1 protein-coding gene is annotated in these 390 nt (G+C 44.4%); it reads left to right on the forward strand.

Going from position 1 to position 390, the window contains the following annotated elements:
- Positions 1-43 precede the first annotated feature (43 nt).
- Positions 44-390: phosphotransferase (locus HJY11_RS13340; RefSeq protein WP_368041609.1), on the forward strand; the 347-nt coding region annotated here is incomplete at its 3' end.

Raw genomic sequence — 390 nt, forward strand, 5'->3', positions numbered from 1 at the left:
GAGATGCTATAATTTTATTCCAGATTCCGAGTGTTATCAGCTTGTGGAGGAGCCGGAACAGTTTTACCAGTCCGGAAGCAGTTTCGGTCATTTTTTGAAGCAGCTTGGAGATTATCCTGCGTCCAAATTACATGAGACGATTCCGGATTTTCACAATACGGTCAAGCGGTTTGAGGCTTTTGAAGTTGCTCTGAAGCGGGATTTGAAAAACCGTAAAGCGGGATGCCGACCGGAGATCGACTTTGTGTTGAAGAGAAAAGATGACTGTGCGGTACTGGTAAGCCGGCAGGAGGACGGAACGCTTCCACTTCGTGTAACACACAATGATACGAAGTTAAATAATATCCTTTTTGATTCTAAAAGTGGAAAGGGTCTGTGCATTATCGATCT

The sequence above is a fragment of the Bittarella massiliensis (ex Durand et al. 2017) genome, from assembly GCF_017566145.1.
Classification (GTDB): Bacteria; Bacillota; Clostridia; order Oscillospirales; family Ruminococcaceae; genus Bittarella; species Bittarella massiliensis_A.